Source organism: Shinella yambaruensis (assembly GCF_050859155.1).
In the GTDB taxonomy this organism is placed as follows: Bacteria; Pseudomonadota; Alphaproteobacteria; order Rhizobiales; family Rhizobiaceae; genus Shinella; species Shinella yambaruensis.
The window spans coordinates 181048-199716 of sequence record NZ_CP150639.1 but is presented as its reverse complement, the minus strand read 5'-3'; the positions used below and the strand labels follow the sequence as shown (position 1 = coordinate 199716).

The 18669-nt window shown below is 65.7% G+C and carries 17 protein-coding genes; 7 read left to right on the top strand and 10 right to left on the bottom strand.

What is annotated here, in order from left to right; all coding sequences use genetic code 11:
* The first annotated feature begins 6 nt into the window (after positions 1–6).
* The 4 genes from WMC41_RS23320 to WMC41_RS23305 are packed head-to-tail and all read left to right on the top strand — an operon-like array spanning position 7 to position 4481.
* Complete coding sequence (locus WMC41_RS23320) at positions 7–1689, top strand: ABC transporter permease (RefSeq protein WP_432349088.1); 1683 nt, start codon at positions 7–9, stop codon at positions 1687–1689.
* Between the two features lie 5 nt (positions 1690–1694).
* Complete coding sequence (locus WMC41_RS23315; RefSeq protein ID WP_432349087.1) at positions 1695–2792, top strand: ABC transporter ATP-binding protein; 1098 nt, start codon at positions 1695–1697, stop codon at positions 2790–2792.
* Positions 2789–3646: an inositol monophosphatase family protein gene (locus WMC41_RS23310; protein WP_432349085.1), complete on the top strand. Its 858-nt coding sequence runs from the start codon at positions 2789–2791 to the stop codon at positions 3644–3646. Before WMC41_RS23315 ends, WMC41_RS23310 begins: the two co-directional genes overlap by 4 nt.
* Before the next feature lie 43 nt (positions 3647–3689).
* Positions 3690–4481 (top strand): MurR/RpiR family transcriptional regulator, encoded by a 792-nt coding sequence (locus tag WMC41_RS23305; protein ID WP_244766326.1) that lies wholly within the window; start codon positions 3690–3692, stop codon positions 4479–4481.
* 18 nt (positions 4482–4499) lie between these two features.
* Here WMC41_RS23305 and WMC41_RS23300 read toward each other — a convergent pair whose 3' ends face one another.
* Both WMC41_RS23300 and WMC41_RS23295 read right to left on the bottom strand, forming a co-directional pair.
* Positions 4500–5243: an SDR family oxidoreductase gene (locus WMC41_RS23300; protein ID WP_432349082.1), complete on the bottom strand. Its 744-nt coding sequence runs from the start codon at positions 5241–5243 to the stop codon at positions 4500–4502.
* Positions 5236–5985 (bottom strand): SDR family NAD(P)-dependent oxidoreductase, encoded by a 750-nt coding sequence (locus tag WMC41_RS23295; RefSeq protein WP_432349081.1) that lies wholly within the window; start codon positions 5983–5985, stop codon positions 5236–5238. Before WMC41_RS23295 ends, WMC41_RS23300 begins: the two co-directional genes overlap by 8 nt.
* Positions 5986–6161: 176 nt before the next feature.
* Here WMC41_RS23295 and WMC41_RS23290 point away from each other — a divergent pair, with 176 nt between their 5' ends.
* A complete protein-coding gene (locus WMC41_RS23290; protein WP_244766323.1) occupies positions 6162–6893 on the top strand; it encodes a FadR/GntR family transcriptional regulator in 732 nt (243 codons plus the stop codon).
* Positions 6894–6912: 19 nt separating this feature from the next.
* On the opposite strand, the gene WMC41_RS23285 is transcribed toward WMC41_RS23290, so the two are convergent.
* From WMC41_RS23285 to WMC41_RS23265, 5 genes are all read right to left on the bottom strand, one after another.
* On the bottom strand, positions 6913–8106 hold the full coding sequence (locus WMC41_RS23285) for an NAD(P)/FAD-dependent oxidoreductase (protein WP_432349080.1): 1194 nt from the start codon (positions 8104–8106) through the stop codon (positions 6913–6915).
* Complete coding sequence (locus tag WMC41_RS23280; protein WP_432349078.1) at positions 8106–8912, bottom strand: NAD-dependent epimerase/dehydratase family protein; 807 nt, start codon at positions 8910–8912, stop codon at positions 8106–8108. Before WMC41_RS23280 ends, WMC41_RS23285 begins: the two co-directional genes overlap by 1 nt.
* Before the next feature lie 121 nt (positions 8913–9033).
* Positions 9034–10692: a hydantoinase B/oxoprolinase family protein gene (locus WMC41_RS23275; RefSeq protein WP_432349076.1), complete on the bottom strand. Its 1659-nt coding sequence runs from the start codon at positions 10690–10692 to the stop codon at positions 9034–9036.
* Between the two features lie 15 nt (positions 10693–10707).
* A complete protein-coding gene (locus WMC41_RS23270) occupies positions 10708–12789 on the bottom strand; it encodes a hydantoinase/oxoprolinase family protein (RefSeq protein WP_432349312.1) in 2082 nt (693 codons plus the stop codon).
* 339 nt (positions 12790–13128) lie between these two features.
* Positions 13129–13971 (bottom strand): DMT family transporter, encoded by an 843-nt coding sequence (locus WMC41_RS23265; RefSeq protein ID WP_432349074.1) that lies wholly within the window; start codon positions 13969–13971, stop codon positions 13129–13131.
* A gap of 162 nt (positions 13972–14133) precedes the next feature.
* Between WMC41_RS23265 and WMC41_RS23260 the strand changes: the two genes are divergently transcribed.
* Together WMC41_RS23260 and WMC41_RS23255 are read left to right on the top strand one after the other, a co-directional pair.
* On the top strand, positions 14134–15012 hold the full coding sequence (locus WMC41_RS23260) for a LysR family transcriptional regulator (protein WP_272807685.1): 879 nt from the start codon (positions 14134–14136) through the stop codon (positions 15010–15012).
* A gap of 174 nt (positions 15013–15186) precedes the next feature.
* On the top strand, positions 15187–15435 hold the full coding sequence (locus tag WMC41_RS23255; RefSeq protein WP_244766317.1) for a hypothetical protein: 249 nt from the start codon (positions 15187–15189) through the stop codon (positions 15433–15435).
* 45 nt (positions 15436–15480) lie between these two features.
* Here the strand turns inward: WMC41_RS23255 and WMC41_RS23250 are convergent, their stop codons facing one another.
* The 3 genes from WMC41_RS23250 to WMC41_RS23240 are packed head-to-tail and all read right to left on the bottom strand — an operon-like array spanning position 15481 to position 18607.
* The gene (locus WMC41_RS23250) at positions 15481–16239 is read right to left on the bottom strand and encodes an amino acid ABC transporter ATP-binding protein (RefSeq protein WP_288079186.1); all 759 of its coding nucleotides are present in this window, start codon (positions 16237–16239) and stop codon (positions 15481–15483) included.
* A 29-nt stretch (positions 16240–16268) separates the two neighbouring features.
* Positions 16269–17399, bottom strand: coding sequence for an amino acid ABC transporter permease (locus WMC41_RS23245; RefSeq protein WP_432349072.1), 1131 nt, complete (start codon positions 17397–17399; stop codon positions 16269–16271).
* Positions 17396–18607, bottom strand: a complete 1212-nt coding sequence (locus WMC41_RS23240; protein WP_432349070.1) for an ABC transporter permease subunit — start codon at positions 18605–18607, stop codon at positions 17396–17398. Before WMC41_RS23240 ends, WMC41_RS23245 begins: the two co-directional genes overlap by 4 nt.
* Positions 18608–18669 lie beyond the last annotated feature (62 nt).

Sequence of the window (18669 nt, the reverse complement as noted above, 5' to 3'; positions counted from 1 at the left end):
CCCATCATGACCCTCGCCTCGCAAGCGGCGCCGTCCGGGCGGACGGCGGCCGCGCCAGCCTTCCTGCGCAACATCGTCGTCGATCCCTGGCTGTTCGGCATTTTCGCCGTCACCACGCTTTCGGTGCTGGTCTTCGCCGCCCTGCCGATCTTCATCGTCCTGAAACAGGCGGTCGTCACCGAGCACGGCTTCGACATCGCCGTCCTCATCAGCACGCTGTCGCAGTCCTTCGTCTGGGAATCGCTCGCCAACACGCTGCTGCTCGGCGCCACCTCGGCGCTGATCGCCACGGCCGCCGGCTTCCTGCTCGCCTTCTCCGCGACACGCACCACGATGCCGGGCAAGATCTTCGTGCATGGCGTGGCGCTCCTGCCGATCATCTCGCCGCCCTTCGTCATGGCGCTCGCGGTGGTCATCCTGTTCGGCCGCTCGGGCCTCATCACCCGCGAACTGCTCGGCATCCGCAACGCCAATGTCTACGGCTTCCATAGCCTCGTGCTGATCCAGTCGCTTGCCTTCACGCCCATCGCCTATCTCAACATCCGCGGCATGCTGCAATCGATCGACAGCGCGCTGGAGGACGCTTCCGCCTCGCTCGGCGCCTCGCGCTGGACGACCTTTTCGCGGGTCACGCTGCCGCTGGTGACGCCGGCCATCCTCTCCTCCACGCTGCTCGTCTTCGTGAAGTCGGTCGAGGATTTCGGCAATCCGATGCTGATCGGCGGCAATTTCAACACGCTTGCCGTCGAGGCCTATTCGCAGATGGTGGGCTACTTCAACCTGCAGGCCGGCGCATTGCTCGCCAGCCTCATGCTGGTGCCCTCGATGACCGCCTTCCTCATCCACCGCTACTGGGTGAGCAAGCGCAGCTATGTCACGGTCACGGGCAAGCCCTCCGCCCAGACGATCCGCATTTCCGGCGCGGTCGTCGTGCCGCTCACCATCGCCTGCTACGCCATCGTGCTTGCCATCCTGCTCTTCTACCTGACGGTGATCTACGTCTCCTTCACCAGGCTGCCGGGCGTCGACAACACGCTGACGACGGCGCACTACGTCACCGTCTTCACCGCCGGCTTCCACACGCTCAGCAACTCGCTGCTGCTCGCGGGCATCGCAACGCCCGTCACCGCCATCGCCGGCATGCTGATCGCCTATCTCCTGATCCGCAAGGCCTTCCCGGGCAGCTTCCTGCTGCGCTGGGGCACGCTCCTCTCCTTCGCCGCGCCCGGCACCATCCTCGGCATCGGCTATGTCAGCACCTTCAACGCCCCGCCGCTGCTCCTGACCGGCACCGCCTTCATCGTCATTGCCGCCATGGTCGTGAAGAACCTGCAGGTCGGCATCGAGGCCGGCTCCAACCAGCTGCGCCAGATCGACAAGTCCATCGAGGAAGCCTCCACCATCCTCGGCGCCTCCAACACGCGGACCTTCTTCCAGATCACCCTGCCGCTCCTGAAGCCCGCGCTGTTCACCTCGCTCTCCTATGCCTTCACACGCTCGCTGACGACGCTGTCGGCGGTGATCTTCCTCGTCTCGGCCAACTGGACGCTTATCACCGTCACCATCCTGTCGCAGGTGGAAACGCTGAAGCTCGGCGTGGCGGCGGCCTATTGCAGCATCCTCGTCTTCGTCGTGCTCGCCATCCTGGCGCTCATGCAGCTCGTTCTCAATTCGACATCGAAGAGGTAAGCCCCATGTCGAAAGTCATCTTCTCCAACATCACCAAGCGCTTTCCCGGCGTTGCCGGCGCGACCGCCGTCGACCGGCTGAACCTCACCATCGAGGAAGGCACGCTCGTCACCCTGCTCGGCCCCTCCGGCTGCGGCAAGACGACGACGCTGCGCATGCTCGCCGGCTTCGAGACGCCGACGGACGGCACGATCACCATCGGCGGGCGCGATGTCACCAACGTGCCGGTCAACGCCCGCAATGTCGGCATGGTGTTCCAGAGCTACGCCCTCTTCCCGCACATGACGGTGCGCGAGAACGTCGAATACGGCGTGCGCCTTCTGCCCCTGGCCAAGGGCGAGATGAAGGACCGGGTCGATTCCATCCTCGAGACCATGGCGCTCGCGCAATATGCCGACCGCGCGCCCGCGCGGCTCTCCGGCGGCCAGCAGCAGCGCGTGGCGCTCGCCCGCGCCGTCGTCACCCAGCCGAAGGTGCTGCTCTTCGACGAGCCGCTCTCCAACCTCGACGCGCAGCTGCGTGAGCGCATGCGCGACGAGCTGCGCGCCATCCAGCTGCGCCTCGGCATCACCAGCCTCTACGTCACCCACGACCAGAGCGAGGCCATGGCGATCTCCGACCGCGTGGTGGTGATGCGCGGCGGCGTCATCGAGCAGGACGACACGCCGCTCAACGTCTATTCCCGCCCCGGCACCGGCTTCGTCGCCGAATTCATGGGCAAGGCGAACATTCTCCGCGGCACGGTCGAGACCGTGGACGAGACGACGGTGCGCGTGCGCATCAGCACGACGGTCGCCTTCACGCTGGCGCGCGGCCCCCGCGCCTTCAGGCCGGGCGAGGCGGTGCGCTGCGTCGTGCGGCCGGAGCATATCCGGGTCGATCCCGACGGCGCGATGGAGGCGAAGGTGCGCCGCGTCGTCTTCCAGGGCGCCCATGTCGAGTACCTTACCGAGATCGAAGGCCAGGAATGCGTCTTCCTCGACAGCGACTATTACCGGACGGGCGTTGCCGAGGTCGGCCAGACGCTGCGCCTTTCCATCGACAGCCAGCCGGTCTGGATCCTGCCGGAAACCGAAACAGCCAGCATGGGAAAAGCCGCATGACCCTCAACCAGCCCCTCACCGGGGATCTTCATGACATGATCGCGACCGTGGCCTGCGAAGCCGCACTGGCCGCCGGCATCGTCGCGCACCGGGGCTTCGTCAATGCCAGCCCGGAAACCCTGCAGACCCAGCAGAAGGCCGGCTTCTTCGACATCGTGACCGCCTCGGACAAGGCGGCGGAACGGGCCGCGTGCGACACGATCTGGTCGCGCCTGCCGGCCTCGCGCATCCTCGGCGAGGAAGGCGGCTGGCAGGGCGAAGGCGAGACGACCTGGATCATCGATCCGATCGACGGCACCAGCAATTTCGCCTCGGGCCTGCCCTTCTTCTGCGTCTCGATCGCCGCCTATCACGCCGGCAAGGCGGTCTGCGGCGTCGTCTACGATCCGGTCCGCGAGGAGCTGTTCATGGCCGCGCACGGCCAGCTGACGCTGAACGGCGAGCCGATAAAACCCTTCCTGCGCGGACGCACGGACCGCGAGGTGGAAGTGCTGACGAATGCGCCCTACGAGGGCGAGCGCCCTTGCCGCGCCGCCCAGGAAGCCCATGCCGACCTCGTCAACGCGTTCCGCGCCGTGCGCCGGCTCGGCTCCTGCGCGCTGCATCTTGCCTATGTCGCCGTCGGCCGCGTGGCGGTCTGCTACGAATCGAAGTTCAATGCCTGGGACATCGCGGCCGGAATCCAGCTGGTCGAGGCGGCCGGCGGGCAAGTCGTCGCCGCGGACGCGGAGGGGCGGCGCATCGAGCCGCACGAGGATGCGCTGGCATCGGTCAAAAGGCTCGTTGTGGCGCAGGCCGGTTTTGACTATCAATCGTCCTGCCTGTCGGCGGTGATGGCCGGCGGCACACTGTGACCGTTACCCGCAAGACCATCGTCCCGCCGGCACAAAGGGTTCCATGCTCGACCTGATCAGGCAATCGCTGTCGCAGTTCACGCCCGCCGAGCGCAGGATCGCCGAGGCGATCCTCGACACGCCGAGCACGGCGATCACCTGGTCGATCACCGATGCCGCACGCATCGCCAAGGTCAGCGAGCCGTCGATCATCCGCTTCTGCCGGCGGCTCGACTGCGACGGCTTTCCGGATTTCCGGCTGAAGCTCGCCCAGCAGCTGGCCGTGCGCCAGGCGCCGGCGAGCACGGCGGAAAGCGGCGCGGACCCCTTCACCGGCCTCGTCGACGACGTCTTCAACCGCGCGGCGGAATCCCTGCGCGAGGCGCGGCACGATCTCGACCTCGACTCGCTCCGGCGCGCCGTGGACCTGCTCGCCGGCGCCCGCCGCATCGACGTCTACGGCTATGGCGGCTCCGGCTTCCTGGCGGGCGAGGCGCAGCACCGCCTCGCCTCGCTCGGCATAGCGAGCGTCGCCTATGCCGACCCGACGCTGCAGATGGTCTCCGCCCCGCGGCTGACGGCGCAGGACGTGCTCTTCGTGCTCTCCTTCTCCGGCCGCACGAGCTACCTGATCGCCAATATGGAGATCGCCAAGAAGGCCGGCGCGCGCATCCTGTCGATCTCGCCCGGCGGCTCGGTCGTCGCCTCGCTCGCCGAGGAGAACATCAACCTCAACGCCTACCGCGCCTCCGGCCATCCGCTCATCGTGCCGACGGGCCGCGCGCCGATGTATGTGATGCTCGACGTGCTCTTTGCCCTGCTCGCGCGCAAGCGGGAGGCCGGGCCGCCTGCCTGAGCCGGCCGCCTTGCGGTTTCAGGGCGCCTCGAACTTCACCATCGTGCCGCCGCCGGTCGCCTGGTCGGTCGGGAAAACCTCGACGCGGGCGACGTCGACATGGGCGGGCAGAGCGATCACGTCGTGGACGATCTGCGCGATGTTTTCCGGCTGGATGGGCCGGTAGCCGTCATAGAGCGCGGCATTCGCCTGGTCGCCGGGGAGCGAGGTGCGGTAGAGCGCCGTCTGGACGCGGCCGGGCACGATCTCGCTCACCCGCACGCCGGTGCCGAGGAGGTCGCAGCGCAGGTTGTCGCAAAAGAGGCTGAGGCCCGCCTTCGAGGCACCATAGGCGCCCATGTTCGGATAGGGCGCCTGGCCGCCGCTCGAGCCGACATAGAGGAGATGGCCGCGCTTGCGCGCCACCATGCCGGGCAGGAAGACCCGCGTCAGGTGCATCGGCGCCTTGAGATTGACGTCGATCATCGCGTCGATCTCGGCGGGGTCGATGTCCTGGAAGGCCGCGCGGGTCGACAGGATGCCGGCATTGTTGATGAGAACGTCGACCGCGACGCCCGCCAGCGCCTCGGCGATACGCGCCGTATCGCGCACGTCCGCCTCGACGGGGATCGCCCCGCAGCGTTCCGCCAGCCCGGCAAGCGCCGCCGGGTTGCGGCCGACGGCGTAGACCGCCAGTCCCCGCCCCCGCAGCATCGGCACGATGGCCTCGCCGATGCCGCTGGTAGCCCCCGTGACGACGGCGATGCGATTTGCGTCAGACATAGATGTAGCCCCCGCTGACCACGACATTCTCGCCCGTCGCATAGGTGTTGCGGCTGGAAGCCATCATGACGATCCACTCGGCCATTTCCACCGGTTCAGCCGCCCGGCCGAGCGCGCTTGCCCTGGCAAGCTCGGGCAGGAAGCCGAGTTCCCTGGCGCGGTCCGTGGCAAAGCCGGCCGGCGCGACGGAGTTCACGAGGATCTGGTCCTTGGCACATTCCTGCGCGAAGGACTTGGTGAGGCTGACGACCGCGGCCTTGGTGGCGGCATAGTGGGCGTTCTGCGGATGCGCCTTGAAGGCATCGACCGAGGTGACGTTGACGATGCGGCCGGTCACCTCCGGCAGGGTCACGAAACGGCGCATGTGGCGCACCGCCGCGACCATCATGTGATAGGTGCCCTTGATGTTGATGGCGTTCTCCAGGTCCCAGTCCTCGTCCGTGATGTCGAGGATCGGCTTGCGCGGATAGATGGCGGCGCTGTTGACGAGGGCATGGACGCGGCCGAGCTTTTCCGCAACCGCCGCGAACCCGCCATGGGCCGTCTCGGCGCGGGAAATGTCGGCAACGGCGGTCGCCACCTCGGCGCCCATCGCGGAGAGCGCCGCCGCGGAGGAGGCGAGCAGCGCCTCGTTGCGGTCGATAAGGCCGATCTTCGCAACGCCCCGTTCCACCATCAGCCGGGCCGTGGCGAGACCGAGCCCCGAAGCGCCGCCGACGATGACAACAGACTGGTCCTGCATGCTCCATCTCCTCCGCGATTTTCGCGGCAACGCCATATTGGTATGTTATCACTTATATGCTAACTTTACCTAAAAGCAAGCTGCTTCCCGAAGGCCGCCCGCCGGCGTTCTTCCTCTGGAGAAGCCCGCTGTGTATGATATGTGATAAATGAAAACCCGGGAAAGGCTGGATCGGCATGTCGATCATCACGCAGCGCGGCAACCTCGCGGAGATCGTCGTCGCCAGGCTCGCCGAGCGGATCGACTCGGGCCTCTATCCGCCCGGCGAGAAGATCCCGTCGAGCGCCCAGCTGTGCGAGGAGTTCGGCGTCTCCCGCACCGTCATCCGCGAAGCGCTGGCCTCGCTCAAGGTCGCCGGTCGCGTCATCGCGCGGCAGGGCGCCGGCGTCTATGTCACGGAGAAGGATGCGCGGGCGCTGAACTTCGAGATCAGCCGCATCGACGACATCCGCTCGGCCATGCAGATCCTCGAACTGCGGCTCGGCGTCGAAATGCAGGCCGTGGCGCTGGCCGCCCAGCGCCGCACCCCGGAAGCCCTCGCCGAGATCGCCCGCGCCTTCGACCATATCGAGACGCTCGACACGAACAATGCCGAGATCGAGGCGCGCGCCGATTTCGAGTTCCACCTCGCCATCGCCAAGGCGACGCGCAACCCGCATTTCCCGCGCTTCCTCGAGGCCGTGATGGGCGAGATCAATCTCGACCTGGTTCTCAAGCACCGCCAGTCCGGCCCCGCCTCGAAGACGTACCTGAAGAAGATCAACCGCGAGCACGCCGCCATCCTCGCCGCCATCACCCAGGGCGACCCGAAGGCCGCCAAGCAGGCGCTGACCGCCCATCTGGAGGAAAGCCTGGACCGCTACCGCGCCCTCTTGGACGAGCCGGCAGGCAGCAAAGGGGACGATTGAGGGGCCGGCGCACGCGCCGTCAGATGACGGCGTCCTCCAGGAAGGGCCGGTTTGCGACAACACGCTCGTAGCCGAAGGGCGAGAGGTCGAGCGTGCGGAAGCCGCCATAGGTGATCAGTTCGCAAAGCCCGCGCCCCATGGCCGGCGACTGCTGCAGACCATGGCCGGAAAAGCCGTTGGCGAAGAGGAAATTCCTCACCTCGGCGTGCGGGCCGAGGATGACATTGTGGTCGAGCGTGCAGTAGTCATAGTGCCCCGCCCAGCTGTTGACGACCTTGATCGCCTCGAAGGCCGGCACACGCTCCGCCAGCGTCGGCCAGATCTCCTCCTCGAACTCGTCGTGCATCACGGCGAAATCGGTCGGCTCGACCTCCGGATCATGCCTGGGGGAGGTGCCCATCAGGTAGAACTTGCCTTCCGGGCGGAAGAAGACGCCGGTCGGGTCGATGGTGAGGCCGACGCCGGGGCCGAGCGGCGTGCGGCAATCGACGACGAAGATCGACCGGCGGCGCGGCTCGACGGGAATGTCGAGGCCCGCCATGCGCGCCATGACCTTGCCGTTGGTGCCCGACGTGTTGACCAGCATGCCGCAGGCGATCACCTGCCCGCCCCCGGTCGTCACCGAGACGATGCGATCGCCTTCGCGATTGATCGCGACGACCTCGTCCTCGATATACTCGACGCCGAGCGAACGCGCCTTCTTGCGGAACCCCTGCAGGAGACCGACGCTGTCGAACCAGCCCTCCCCGCGCTCGCCCTTGCTGCCGAGGGTGAGGCCTTCCGTGTTCAGCCAGGGAAAGCGCTTTCCCAAACCATCCGGGTCGAGCAGCGAGACGTCCGCGCCGCAGGCGACCTGCGTTTCGTGGTTCCGGCGAAGCACGTCCGCCCCCCGCTCGTCGCCCGCCAGGAAGAGATAGCCGTTCTCGTGGAAGCCGATCTCCGGCGTGTCGGCATCGACCGCGACATTCTCCTTGAAGTTGCGGATGAATTCCGTTCCGAACTGCGAGATCTTCACATTGATCGCGTTGGAGAACTGGTGGCGGATCGAGCTGGAGGATAGCGCGGTCGCCGATCGCTGGTAGGTCCAGTCCTTCTCGATCACCAGCACGGAGCCGGCGAAATCCGGATTGGTCGCCAGGAAATAGGCCGTCGCACTGCCGACCACCGCGCCGCCGACGATCACCACATCATAGGATGTCCGCGAAGCCTGCATCATTTGTCCTCGAAATGGCCGGCCGCGCAGAAGCTGCCGCCCTGGTAGCGCACCGCCGGATCGTTCGGGTCGCCCTGCTCGGTCTTGGCGAAAACCTTGTCGGCATAGTCGTCGGCGCTGTCTTGCGGCCTGTAGCCGAGCGAGGCTGCCGTGCGGTTGTCCCAGAAGGCGCGGCTGTTGTTCGACATGCCATAGGCGACCATGAAGCCGACGCGCTCCGCGGAAAGGCATTTTTCGACGAGCTGGCGACAATCACGGTAGGAGAGCCAGGTGATGAGATGGCGCCGGTCGGTCGGCTCCGGGAAGCAGGAGCCGATGCGGATGCTGACACTCTCGATGCCGAACTTGTCGAAATAGTAGCGGCCGAGATTTTCGACAAAGGTCTTCGAAACGCCGTAGAGGCTGTCCGGCCGCGTCGGCACGTTGCCGTCGATCGTCTCCGTGCGCTCGTAATAGCCGATGGCATGCACGGAGCTGGCATAGACGATGCGCTTGACGCCGTGGCGGCGTGCGGCCTCGTAGATGTGGTAACCGCCTGAAATGTTGCTGTCGAGGATCGTCTTCCATTCGGCCTCGAGCGGCTGGCCGCCGAGATGCACGATGGCATCGCAGCCGTTCACCGCCGCGCAGACCGCATCGAAATCGGCAAGATCGAGCGTGAAATCCTCCTCGTGCGGCGCGAGGTTTTCGCAGGGCCGGCGGTCGGAAAGCCGCACGACCTTGCCGAGCCGCATGCCCGACTGGCGCAGCGCCGTGCCGACGCCGCCGGCCGCCCCCGTCAACAGAACCCTTTGAAAATGCGACATGATCTTTCCTTCAGCAAAACCGGCCGATCCACGGGCGATGCGCCCGATGGCCGGCATGAGCGTATCATACGCGGGAGGGCGCGTGGCCGGACTTCCGCGATTGTCTAGGGGACGCATCGTCTCATGCTTTCCCTTCCGCCTTGCCGTAGAGCACGGCCTGCTCGCCGGTGATATAGCCGTGCCTGACGTCATGGGCGACGGCATCGGCGGGGCGCCCGGACGGATCGCCATAGCCGCCGCCGCCCGGCAGCGAGAGCACGAGGCGGCGCCCCTCCGGCACGAACTGCAGGCCCTTGCCCTTCAGCACCGTGCCGTCGTCCAGCGCAACGCCGCCGGGCGCGCCGTCAAGGCCGCCGTCGCGGCCGCGGGCGGGATGGCCGAGGCGATCGAACATGGCGGAGAAGCGGAAGGAAAAACCCTCGGCCGCCTCGATCTCGATCATCTGGCCGAGGCCGCCGCGCTGTGCACCGGCACCGCCGGATCCCTCGCGCAGCTCCTTGCGCCAGACGATGACCGGGCCGACATTTTCCGTCGCCTCGATTGGCATGGTATGCACGCCGCTCGGAAAGGCCGTCGCGTTGAGCCCGTCGAGACTGGCGCGCGCGCCAGTACCGCCGGAGTTGAACATCAGGATTTCCGCGCCCTTGCCGCCGATCTGGTCGGAAACCGGGCGCACGCTCATATGCAGGTTCCAGAGCGCGCTCGCCCCTTCCGCCGGCACCTGGCCGGGCAGCGCCTGGTGCAGCGCGCCGAGCACGAGGTCCGGCACGAAATGGCCGAGCACATGGCGCACCGCGACCGGGGCCGGCCGCTTGGCATTGAGGATGCAGCCTTCCGGCGCGGCGACGTCGAACGGCGCAAGCGAGGCGGCATTGTTCGGGATCTCGGGTGCGACAACGCATTTGATGCCGTAGCAGGCATAGGCTTTCGCATAGACCAGCGGCACGTTGATGCCGAACTTGCTCATGCCCGAGGTGCCGTCGAAATCGACCAGCACGCCATCCGGCCCGATGCTCAGCGTTGCGGCGAGATGCACCGGCTCGTCATAGCCGTCGAGATCGAGGCTATAGGACCAGCTGCCGTGCGGCAGGTTTTTGAGGCGCTCCAGCGTCGCTTCGCGGCTGTGCTTGAGGATGAAGCCGCCGATCATCGACAGGTCTTCGAGGTTGAACTCCGTGAGCATGTCGACGAGGCGGCGGTGGCCGGTCTCGTTGCAGGCGGCGAGCGCGTGGAAATCGCCGACCACCTTGTCGCTCTCGCGCACATTGTTGCGCACGATGTGGATGAGCGTGCGGTTGAGCTCTCCCTGCTCGAAGAACTTCATGATCGGGATGAAGAGGCCTTCTTCATAGACCTCGCGCGCATCCGGCCCGAAGCCGCGACCGCCGATATCCACCACATGGGCGGTGGAGGCGAAATAGCCGACCAGCCTGCCATGGTGGAAGGAGGGCGTGACGACGGTGATGTCGTGCAGGTGGCCGGTGCCCTTCCACGGGTCGTTGGTAATGTAGACATCGCCTTCGAAGATGTTCTCCGGGCCGATGTCGTGGATGAAATGGGCGACGGATTCGGCCATGGCATTGACATGGCCCGGCGTGCCGGTGACGGCCTGCGCCAGCATGCGGCCTTCGAGGTCGAAGACGCCGGCGGAAAGATCACCCGCCTCGCGCACCGAGGTGGAGAAAGCCGTGCGGATCAGCGTCTGTGCCTGCTCCTCGACGACGGAGATCAGGCGGTTCCACATGACCTGCATGTGAATATCGATCATCGACTGGTTCATGCCTTCGATCCTCGATCAGGTCCGGGTGACGAGCAGGCAGCCGTCGTTTTGCACGACGGCCCTGAATGCGGCGGTGAGCATGGTGGAGGTCTCGCGCTCGACGATGACGGCCGGCCCCTTGACGACATCACCGGGCCTCAGGCTGTCGCGCTCATAGATGCCGGCGTCGAGGAAAGCACCTTGGGCGGCCTCGAACAGGCGGCGGGTTTTTGCGGGCGTCACCGCCGCACCTTCCGCGATGGCGGCGACGCGCGCGACCAGCGGCAGCGGAGAGCTTGCCTTGACCGACCAGCTGACGATCTCGATATCCAGCCCCTCGATGGCGCGGCCGAAAAAGCGCTCATATTCTATTTCGAACAGCGCGGCGATCTTCTGCGCGCTTCCCGCATCGAAGCGGCTGGCGGCGAGCGGTACGGGAATGTCCCAGCCCTGCCCGGCATAGCGCATGAAGAGCGTGCGTTCGATGAGAGGTTCGCCGGTGTCCAACCCGCCCTCGACGAAGCCGAGCGCCTCCACCTCCATGGATTCCACCAGCCGGTTCGCCTCCGCCACGTCGAAGCCCGCGAGGCTGAAGACAGCGCTGCGCACGGATTCGTAGCCGAAAGGCGCGCGCAAGAAACCGATGGCGGATCCGACGCCGGCGCCCGGCGGAACGAGGAAGGTGGAGATGCCCATCTTCTCGCAGAGCCGCGCGGCATGCAGCGGGCCGGCGCCGCCGAAGGTGATCATGGTGAAATCGGCGATGTTCTTGCCGTTCTCGACGGTGTGGACGCGGCCGGCATTGGCCATGTTCTCGTCCACCATCTCGCAGGTGCCGAAGGCGGCAGCCTCCGGATCAAGGCCGATGACGGCGCCGATGTCGTCGGCCATGGCCTGCCGGCTGGCCGCGATGGAAAGCGGAATGGCGCCGCCGGCGAAATTGCCGGGGTCGAGCTTGCCGAGGATGAGGTCGGCATCCGTCACGGTCGGGTTCCTGCCGCCGCGCTGGTAACAGGCGGGACCGGGCTCGGAGGCGGCGGAATGCGGCCCGACGCGGATCTGGCGCATGCCGTCGACCGAGGCTATGGAGCCGCCGCCGGCGCCGATCTCCACCATCTCGACGACCGGAATGGAGATCGGCATCCCGGAGCCCTTGCGGAACCGGTAGGTGCGCGCGACCTCGAAGGTCTTCGCGGTCTTCGGCACCTGGTTCTCGATCAGGCAGATTTTTGCTGTCGTGCCGCCCATGTCGAAGGAGAGCACCGTGTCGAGGCCATGGCGGCGGGCAATGTCGGCGGCGAAGATCGCCCCGCCCGCGGGGCCGGATTCGACGAGGCGGACGGGGAATTCCGCGGCGCTTTCGACCGAAACGATGCCGCCGCCGGAATGGATCATGAAGACCGGGCAGGAAACGCCGATCTCCTTCAGCGAGACGACGAGACGGTCGAGATAGGATTTGATCGCCGGCTTCACATAGGCATTGGCGCAGACCGTGTTGAAGCGCTCGAACTCTCGCATCTGCGGCGAGACCTCCGAGGAGATCGACACGGAAAGATGCGGCAGGCGCGCGAGGATCGCCGCGCGCACGGCCGCCTCATGAGCGCCGTTGGCATAGGCGTGGATGAAGCCGATGGCGACACTTTCGTAGCCGCCCGCAGCAAGCGCCTCGACGACGACGGAAACCGAGGCCTCGTCGAGCGGCAGCAGAACCTTGCCGGCTGCGTTCATGCGCTCGCGCACCACGAAGCGATCGGCGCGGGGTATAAGGGCCGGAGGCAGGGTGATGTTGAGGTCGTACTGCTCGAAGCGGTTTTCCGTGCGCATTTCCAGCACGTCGCGAAAGCCTTCGGTCGTGACGAAGGCGGTCTTCGCGCCGCGCCGCTCGATCAGCGCATTGGTGGCGAGCGTCGTGCCGTGGATCAGCAGGTCGATCTCGGAAAGGGCGATGCCGGCAAGATCCGCGACGGCGGCGACCCCCTTCAGGATCGCCCGCTCGGGCGCCGCATAATCGGTCAGCACCTTTGTCGAATGCAGGACGCCGTCGACATCGAGCGCGATGTCGGTGAACGTGCCGCCGATATCGACGCCGACCCGGCAGTTCCGCGACCTGTCCTTCATCATCGCATTCTCCACCGACGATATCCTCGCAACGCCGCCCGCCGCCCGCCGGCCTCCCCGGCCGCGCACGGGATCATTCCCAGGCAAAAATGGATATATCACTTATCATACATGTGTCAACTTGTAGAGACCTCGCCATCCCGCCTCCTCTGCGCGCAACCAGCGGCGATACAGGTGCAGGACCGGAGCGACAGCCACTTTCGTATCGAACACGAGTCGTCGCCGGCGGCAAGCCCGACCGGCACCCGGCGCGGCGTGGTGCGACGCCCCGCGAAAAGTGCATGCGGGACGGACGAAATCCCCGCTTCCCTATGCAGAGCGCGGGATTTCGTGCATGCCTCACGCTGCCGACGTGCTTTCGCGCTCGCTGGGCGGTGACTTGACGACCGCAAGCATGATGCCGCCTGCGGCGACGATTGCGGACCCTGCGACGACACCCAGTGTCGGCTGTTCGCCAAAAAACAGAAAGCCGATCAGGCCCGCGAAGATCAACCATGTATAGTCGACGGGACCGACGATCGACAGAGACGCAAGGCGGTAGCCCTGGACGATGCAATATTGCGCCGTCACCGCAAGCGGGCCGAGCAGCACGAATGGCAGAGCACCTTCGAGCGTAAGCGGCACCCACTGCATGGCAGCGGGACCGGCCATCAGCAGGAGACCGAACGTATTGACATAGAGCAGCACCGTCATCGTGCGGTCGGCGTGCGAAAGCACCTTGATCATCAGCCCTTCGACGGCCAGCAGCGCCGCACCGAGAACCGCGATACAGGCCGGCAGGACATAAGCCGGCTGGAATTCGGTGAAGGCGCCGCGCGAGGCCATGATGATCGCCGCGCCGGCGCAGCATATCGTGATCGCGCCAAGCTGCTGCCGGCCAAGCCGTTCCTTCAGAACCAGCACCCCGAGAGGAACGACGAACACGACATAGAGAAGGCCGATGGCCGTGGCATCCACGATCGGCATGTTTGCCGATGCGTAGATCAGCGCGCCCCCGCCCGAAGCGCCGAAGACGGCCCGCATGAAATGGGAGAGCGGTTTCGGGCTTCGATAGGCGGACAGCCTTTCCCGCCGCGCCACCACGACCAGCAGCAGCGTTGCCAAGCCGCCGATGTAGCGGAGGAACAGGATCTGCAGCGGGGTTGCGCTTCCATCGGCGAATTTGCCCGATGCGAAGATCAAGGAAAATAATGCTGTCCCGACCGTGACCCATGCAATGGCTCTGGTGTTGGTATAGAACTGGCGTGGGCGCATTGCACATCCATGAGGTTTTTGCCCTTGCCTTGTGCCGGATTTCCGTTTTCTGCTCAAACGAGGATTTTGAGGGGAGCCTGAGGAAAATTCATGCAGATTGGCCGCCGCGTCTCTCTCAATGCCATCCGGGTGTTCGTCACCGCCGCACGCACCGCGAGCCTGACGGCCGCAGGCACAGAGCTCGGCGTCACCTCCGGCGCGGTGAGCCACCAGATCAAGAAGCTCGAGGACGAGCTCGGCGTGAGCTTCTTCCGTCGCGGACACAATTCCGTTTCGCTGACCGATGCCGGGGAGCGGTTCTATCAGGAGGTCGCGCCGGCAGTGGCGCTCATCGAGCGGTCGGCCGATGCGCTGTACAGAGACGAAAACGAGATCAGCGTTCTGGCGTCGATGTCGTTTGCCGTGCGGTGGCTCATTCCGTCGTTGGACCGTTTCCGCTCCCTATGCCCCGAAGCGCGCGTGCGGGTGGAAACAAGTGCCTATCTCACCTTCCCGGCCGCTCCGGCGTCCGACGTGAGCATCCGCTATGTCCGGGCCGGTGACGCGGTTGACGGCTGGGAGCACCTGTGCCGCGACTTCAGCCGCCCCGTCGTCTCGCCGGGCCTGCTGGCGAGGGGCGCCACGGGCCGGGAGATCACCGTTTCGGATGTGCCCGCGCTTCGATGCGCAGCCGGCAACTGGGATTGGAAGCTCTGGTGCAAGACCTTCGATATTCCCATAACGGCCCTGACCTTCGCCCATGAATTCGACACGGACGACGCAGCTCTTCACGCCTGTGTTGCCGGCCTTGGCATGGTGCTCGCGCCCCCCATCCTTACAGCCAGGGAAACACGATCCGGCGCATTGGTGGCCTTGCCCGGATATGAGCCGGTCGAGATCGGGGCATATCGTTACCAGCGCCGCTCGGAATCGAGAGTGGTCCGGCAATTCTGCAACTGGATGAACGCCGAAATGCGGGGCCTTGAGTAGCGGATGGCGATTTCAGCGGCCGAACGGTGCCACGAAAGCGACAAATCCGACTGGCCGGAAGGCCTCCCCGCGAGACTCGCACGCGGCGTATGCTCCACCTCGGCGGACGGGCGGCCGCTTTACGATGCCAGCGGACGGGTGTAATCTGGCGGCCTATCATCTGGAGCCTCAGCCATGCGTCTTGGAGTGCTCGTACCCGGCCTCGCCGTGGCCCTGATTCCCACATTGGCGGATGCCCACAACTGCAAATGCCGCAATCGCGGCGTCATGTTCGAACTCGGCGAGACATCCTGCCTGAGGGTCGATGGCGGTTCCTATCTCGCGCGCTGCGAGATGAAGCTCAATGTCTCGTCCTGGACCAAGATCCAGGAAGGCTGCCCCGTGACGGAACGGATCCTGCCGCGGCCGACGCTCGTTAACTGACCACTTCGTCAAAGGGCGCCTAGCTAAGGCGTGGGATGAAAATACCTAGTGCTTCAACACGCGTGCGAGGAAGGCGCGGGCGCGTTCGTTCCGCGGGTTGTCGAAGAATGCGTCCGGCTTGCCGACCTCCAGGATCGCGCCCTGGTCGATATAGACGATCCGGTCGGCCACTTCGCGGGCAAAGCCCATTTCGTGCGTCACGATCATCATCGTCATGCCGTCGGCGGCCAGTTCGCGCATCACGTCGAGCACCTCGCCGATCATTTCCGGATCGAGCGCCGAGGTCGGCTCGTCGAACAGCATCAGGTGCGGCTCCATCGCCAGCGAACGGGCGATCGCCACGCGCTGCTGCTGGCCGCCGGAGAGCTGGCCGGGATATTTGTGCGCATGCGCCTTCAGGCCGACGCGGTCGAGCAGCCTGAGGGCGGTCGCCTCGGCCTCGGCCTTCGACTTGCGGTGCACGCGCATCGGCGCGATGGTGATGTTCTCCACCACCGTCTTGTGCGGGAAGAGGTTAAACTGCTGGAACACCATGCCGACGCCCTTGCGGATGGCGGCAAGCTCGCTTTCGCCGCCGAGAAGGCGATCCTCCTCCACGGGCATCGGGTAGCCATCCACCATGAGGCTGCCGTTCTGGTACATTTCCAGCCCGTTGACGCAGCGGATGAGCGTCGACTTGCCCGAGCCGCTCGCGCCGATCACCACCACCACCTCGCCGCGCGCCACGGAAAGGTCGATGTTCTTCAGGACGTGATGGCTTCCGTAGAACTTGTTGAGGGTCTTCATTTCGACGATGGTGCTCATGGAGCGGCCTCCGGTGGTGTTCGCGTCGCTCATCGGCTGCCCCGCGCAAGGTGCTTTTCGAGCTTGCGGGCGACAAAGGTGATCAGGGATCCGACGAGGAAATAGGTCAGGAACAGGAACGAATAGACTTCATAGGTGCGGTCGCCATATTGCGGATTGGCGAGGATCATCTGGCCGGCACGCAGGAAATCGGTGAGGCCGATGATGAAGACCAGCGGGGCCGTGTTGAAGATGTCGAGCACGTTGCCGACGAGCGGCGGCACCACCACGCGAAGGGCCTGCGGCAGGACGATCGAGCGGTTGATGTCGAACTCGCTCATGCCGAGCGACCGGGCGGCTTCCGTCTGCCCGCGCGGCACGGCCTGCAGGCCGCTGCGGACATATTCGGCGACATAGGCGGAATAGAACAGCGTGAAGCCGATCATGCCGCGCACCACATCGGCAAGGTTGAGCTGCGGCGTCAGCACGGGCATCAGGATCCATATCCAGTAGACGACCATGATCAGCGGCACCGAGCGCATCACCTCGATATAGGCGGTGCAGATCCAGCGCACGCTGGAAAAGCGGCTGCGGCGGCCGAAAGCGAGCAGGATGCCGATCGGCAGGGTGACGACCGCGGTGACGAGCGTCAAGAGGATGCTGAGCAGCAGGCCGCCCCAAAGGCCGGCGCCGGGCGGCGCCATCACGGCGAAGATCGTGATCAGCCCGACGAAACTTGCCGGCACGAGACCCCTGTGAGCCGCGGGAACGCGGGAAATCAGCACCCAGGACAGCCCGAAGAGAACGACCAGTGCCGCAACAAGCAGGGTGTTCGCAAGGTCGTTCGTGCCCGTCAGGACCAGCACAACCGCCACCACGAGGAGGAGGCCGCCGGCATGTCGCCCGCGGAAAGCGAAGACGCAACCCAGCGCCGCGCCGAGCAGGGCGGCGATGATCATCGCCGCGACCCAGGTCCGCCACACCTGGTCGACCGGGAAGATGCCAATCATCAGGACGCGCAGGCTTTGCGGAATGATGTCCCATTGCGCCACCGTCAGCGCCCAGCCGGCGATCTGCCAGATGAGCCAGAGCACGCCGGGAATGACCGTGAGGGACAGAAGGATGTCGAACGGCTTGGCGAACAGGTTGTGCCGCGACCATTTCAGGGATCTGGCGATCATCGCGACGCTCCGTGTCTTGTCATGCGGCGGTCGGCCCAGCCGACGGCGGCGCTGATGGCCCAGCTGAGGATGAGGTAGGAGGCCATCACGATGACGATGCCTTCGAGGCTGTGGCCGGTCTGGTTCGCGATGGTGCCGTAGATGTTGAACAGTTCGGGATATCCGATGGCGATGCCGAGGGCGGTGTTCTTCGTCAGGCTGATATACTGGTTGCCGAAGGACGGGAGGACGACGCGGAAGACCTGCGGCAGGATGATGTCGTTGACGGTGTCGCGACGCGTGAGGCCGAGGGAAGCGGCCGCCTCCCATTGCCCCTTCGGCAGCGCGTCGATGGCGCCGCGCACGATTTCCGCGATGTAGGACGCGCTGTTGACGACGATGGCAAGCAGCAGCGCGGCCATTTCCGGGCTCATGCTCGTGCCGCCGCGCGCCTGGAATTTCGAGGCGACGGGAACGTCGAGGCCGACGATGCCGGTTGCGAACATTAATCCGCCAAGCAGGAGGACGGCGCCGGCGCAGATCCACCGGACCGTGCCGTGACGATCGAAGAGCACGCCGAGGATGGCGACCCAGAATGCCGTTGCGGTCCCGATGGCGAGGAGCGAGTCACCGCCCTGCCAGGTGGGAACAGGAAAATAGAGGCCCTGCTGGCTGATCACGACGCCATAGAATTTCGCGGCCGCGGCGATCGGCGGAAAATGCAGGACGACGGCGAAATACCAGAAGACGAGCTGGATCAGGAGCGGCGTGTTGCGCACGAACTCCACGCACCAGAAGGAGAGGTTGCGCACCACCCAGTTGGTCGAGAGCCGGCCGACGCCGAGCAGCGTTCCCAGCACGGTGCTGAGAAGGATGGCGAGGACGGCCACCTTGATCGTGTTGAAGATGCCGGTGACGAAGGCCTGGGCGATCAGGTGATCCGACGTGAAGTTCAGCAAGGCCGGCCAGACGCCGTCCTTAAGGGCGATCGTCTTGCCCTCGCTGATGTCGAAGCCCGCGGCATCCCAAAGGAAGGAGAAGCTGAACCTGATCCCGTGCCGGGCAAGTCCCTCCTTCACCGCGAAGGCGAAGAGGACCACGAGGACGATGGCAGCCGCGACGATGGCGGACTGGGTGGCGTTGTACCGAATCCGGTTGCGCCAGCGGCGAGCCGGAAGGTCGTCGTCGGCCACGTTTCCGGCCACGTTCGCTTGGGTTTGCACAGTCATGTCGAAATACCAGAACCGATTGGGGGACCGGGGCGCGATGCCGCCCCGGTCCGGTCAGGAGG

What these genes read in the sequence shown, in the direction of transcription:
- WMC41_RS23320 (WP_432349088.1), top strand. Translation starts at nt 7, where the DNA reads ATGACCCTCGCCTCGCAAGCGGCGCCGTCCGGGCGGACGGCGGCCGCG.
- WMC41_RS23240 (WP_432349070.1), bottom strand. Translation starts at nt 18,607, where the DNA reads ATGACTGTGCAAACCCAAGCGAACGTGGCCGGAAACGTGGCCGACGAC.
- WMC41_RS23245 (WP_432349072.1), bottom strand. Translation starts at nt 17,399, where the DNA reads ATGATCGCCAGATCCCTGAAATGGTCGCGGCACAACCTGTTCGCCAAG.
- WMC41_RS23270 (WP_432349312.1), bottom strand. Translation starts at nt 12,789, where the DNA reads ATGAAGGACAGGTCGCGGAACTGCCGGGTCGGCGTCGATATCGGCGGC.
- WMC41_RS23260 (WP_272807685.1), top strand. Translation starts at nt 14,134, where the DNA reads ATGCAGATTGGCCGCCGCGTCTCTCTCAATGCCATCCGGGTGTTCGTC.
- WMC41_RS23285 (WP_432349080.1), bottom strand. Translation starts at nt 8,106, where the DNA reads ATGCAGGCTTCGCGGACATCCTATGATGTGGTGATCGTCGGCGGCGCG.
- WMC41_RS23295 (WP_432349081.1), bottom strand. Translation starts at nt 5,985, where the DNA reads ATGCAGGACCAGTCTGTTGTCATCGTCGGCGGCGCTTCGGGGCTCGGT.
- WMC41_RS23310 (WP_432349085.1), top strand. Translation starts at nt 2,789, where the DNA reads ATGACCCTCAACCAGCCCCTCACCGGGGATCTTCATGACATGATCGCG.
- WMC41_RS23290 (WP_244766323.1), top strand. Translation starts at nt 6,162, where the DNA reads ATGTCGATCATCACGCAGCGCGGCAACCTCGCGGAGATCGTCGTCGCC.
- WMC41_RS23280 (WP_432349078.1), bottom strand. Translation starts at nt 8,912, where the DNA reads ATGTCGCATTTTCAAAGGGTTCTGTTGACGGGGGCGGCCGGCGGCGTC.
- WMC41_RS23305 (WP_244766326.1), top strand. Translation starts at nt 3,690, where the DNA reads ATGCTCGACCTGATCAGGCAATCGCTGTCGCAGTTCACGCCCGCCGAG.
- WMC41_RS23250 (WP_288079186.1), bottom strand. Translation starts at nt 16,239, where the DNA reads ATGAGCACCATCGTCGAAATGAAGACCCTCAACAAGTTCTACGGAAGC.
- WMC41_RS23275 (WP_432349076.1), bottom strand. Translation starts at nt 10,692, where the DNA reads ATGAACCAGTCGATGATCGATATTCACATGCAGGTCATGTGGAACCGC.
- WMC41_RS23315 (WP_432349087.1), top strand. Translation starts at nt 1,695, where the DNA reads ATGTCGAAAGTCATCTTCTCCAACATCACCAAGCGCTTTCCCGGCGTT.
- WMC41_RS23255 (WP_244766317.1), top strand. Translation starts at nt 15,187, where the DNA reads ATGCGTCTTGGAGTGCTCGTACCCGGCCTCGCCGTGGCCCTGATTCCC.
- WMC41_RS23300 (WP_432349082.1), bottom strand. Translation starts at nt 5,243, where the DNA reads ATGTCTGACGCAAATCGCATCGCCGTCGTCACGGGGGCTACCAGCGGC.